The organism is Halomonas sp. 707D4 (assembly GCF_024158685.1).
GTDB lineage: Bacteria > Pseudomonadota > Gammaproteobacteria > Pseudomonadales > Halomonadaceae > Vreelandella.
Window position 1 is genome coordinate 1 of sequence record NZ_JAMZBD010000519.1, and the last position, 2,086, is coordinate 2,086.

The window sequence follows — 2,086 nt, forward strand, 5'->3', positions numbered from 1 at the left end:
CACGTAGCGCTCGCGCATCACCTCGCCCACGACCTCGTTGCGCACGCTGGCGCCGTAGCGCTGGCGAACGACGTCCATGGGTACCCGGCCCTGGCGAAAACCGTTCAGGCGAACGTTCTTCGCGGTGTCTTTCAAGCGAGCGCTGACGGCCTCGTCGATGTCGGCGGCCGGTACCTGGATGGTGATACGGCGTTCGATGGGGGAGGTCGTCTCGACAGAAACTTGCATGAATTGTCCTCTAGCGGCTGGGCTTTGTGTTGATTGCTTGATGTTCAGTGCGTATTCGGTGTTCAAGGGAGCAATTTTAAGAACCCCGGCGTGCAGTGGCAAGCACCATGCTCGCAAGATGGGGGCGCGCCGGGCGATTACAAGGCACCGGCACTGAAATTGTCGTTTTCCCCTAGTGCTGGGTGCTGCGGCGCCACCCGAGGGTCACGGCGTGAAGCAGCAACCCGCAGGTGGCGGCATGGGAGATGAACCGCTGCCAGCTGATCCAGTCGGTCATCAGCGCATGCCAGGCGCCCATCACCACCGCGCCGGCCAGCATCATGACGGCCAGACGCTTGAGCAGCGCCGCCAGCGCGCCGCGCTGCGTTGATGCCAGCAGACGCCACTGGAGCACCGCTGCACCGATGACCACCGCCAGAGCGATGAGCAGCATGGTCAGGTGCGTCTGGTGGCCACCGGCGAGATAGCGCGGCACGATGGAGAGCATCACGACGCACAGACCCAGCGTGACGCTGACGCGTTCGGCGGAGACCGTCTGCATCAGACGACCGTCAACGCGTGTTCGTCGATCCACTGCTCCGCCCATGGGACGGCGGCGTCGTCGGCCATGAACGTTTCCATGGCATCGACCTCCAGGCGCTCGCCCAGACGCCGGGCTCCGAGCTCCTCCAAAAGCGCATCGAGCGCTCGCCCTGCGCCGCAGAAGGTATCGCCGTAGGAGCTGTCACCGAGGGCGATCATGCCGTAGCGCATGGCGTTCAGCGCCGGGCTCTCGTCGCGCAGGCGGCGCACGAACGGCACGATATTACCGGGGAAGTCGCCGCTGCCGGTGGTAGAGATGCAGAACAGCGCAAGTTCGCACGCCTGGAGATCCTCGAGACTCGGCTGCTCGAAGATAGCGACATCGTAGCCAGCGGTCTCGAACAAGGGCTTGACCTGCTCGGCGACATCCAGTGCGCCGCCGTACATGGTACCCACGACAATCGAAAGCTTGGGCATCATCGGTATCCTGTAACGCTTTGCAGGAGCTGAACCTGCAAAATAGTTGATGAATTCGCTCGGATATTAACACGACTCACCAGGCGCACGCAGCCGGTGGAACCGCGATAAAAAAGGCGCCCTTCGCAGGGCGCCTCGATCATGAGTCTGGCCAGGGACTCGAGCCATCCAATCGTTACCGAGTGCTGGTGTAGTGCTCCACCTGCTGCTTGAGCTTCTGGCCCGGCCGAAAGGTCACCACCCGCCGGGCGGAGATCGGGATCTCCTCGCCGGTCTTGGGGTTACGGCCGGGACGCTCGCGCTTGTCGCGCAGATCGAAATTGCCGAAGCCCGACAGCTTGACCTGCTCGTTCTCGCGCAGGCAGGCGCGAATCTCCTCGAAAAACGCCTCCACCATCGCCTTGGCCTCGCGCTTGGAAAGCGCAAGCTCGGTATGTAGATGCTCTGCCAGTTCCGCCTTGGTCAACGCCCCCATGACGCCTCTCCTTGTTCGCAAACCCATTGCTCGAAAGGTCAGTCGCAGCCGGCGTCCATCAGCCCCGCAACCGTGCGTTCAGCACGGCGTTCGCCTGCGCCACGATCGAATCCACGCGCTCATTGATCTCATCATCATTTAGCGTGCGCGATGGATGCTGCCAGGTCAAGCCCAGGGCGATACTCTTCTGACCCGGCTCCACGCCCTTGCCGGCGTAGACGTCGAACAGCTTGAGATCCTGCAGATGATCGCCCGCCTCACGCTTCACGCAATCCAGCAGCGACTGCACCGGCACCTGCTCGTTGAGCGTGAAGGCGAGATCGCGACGCACTTCCGGGTAGCGCGACAGCGGCTCGAAGGCTGGAATCACGCCATCGCCGAGCG

At 63.1% G+C, this 2,086-nt stretch carries 4 protein-coding genes and 1 pseudogene; all 5 read right to left on the reverse strand.

Annotation, left to right across the window (positions count from 1 at the left end; genetic code table 11):
* The coding region (locus BIS11_RS16030) for a trigger factor family protein (RefSeq protein ID WP_301286494.1) at positions 1-228 on the reverse strand (228 nt) is incomplete at its 3' end.
* A 172-nt stretch (positions 229-400) separates the two neighbouring features.
* Entirely contained in the window at positions 401-769 is a 369-nt protein-coding gene (locus tag BIS11_RS16035) for a hypothetical protein (protein WP_253418233.1), read from the reverse strand.
* Entirely contained in the window at positions 769-1,227 is a 459-nt protein-coding gene (locus BIS11_RS16040) for a flavodoxin (RefSeq protein WP_253418230.1), read from the reverse strand. Before BIS11_RS16040 ends, BIS11_RS16035 begins: the two co-directional genes overlap by 1 nt.
* A gap of 175 nt (positions 1,228-1,402) precedes the next feature.
* A complete protein-coding gene (locus tag BIS11_RS16045) occupies positions 1,403-1,702 on the reverse strand; it encodes an integration host factor subunit alpha (RefSeq protein WP_227391356.1) in 300 nt (99 codons plus the stop codon).
* 58 nt (positions 1,703-1,760) lie between these two features.
* Positions 1,761-2,086 (reverse strand): annotated as a pseudogene (locus BIS11_RS16050) (phenylalanine--tRNA ligase subunit beta); the annotation flags it as partial.

Coding starts and splice junctions, on each gene's coding strand:
- BIS11_RS16035 (WP_253418233.1), bottom strand. CDS start 769: ATGCAGACGGTCTCCGCCGAACGCGTCAGCGTCACGCTGGGTCTGTGC.
- BIS11_RS16040 (WP_253418230.1), bottom strand. CDS start 1,227: ATGCCCAAGCTTTCGATTGTCGTGGGTACCATGTACGGCGGCGCACTG.
- BIS11_RS16045 (WP_227391356.1), bottom strand. CDS start 1,702: ATGGGGGCGTTGACCAAGGCGGAACTGGCAGAGCATCTACATACCGAG.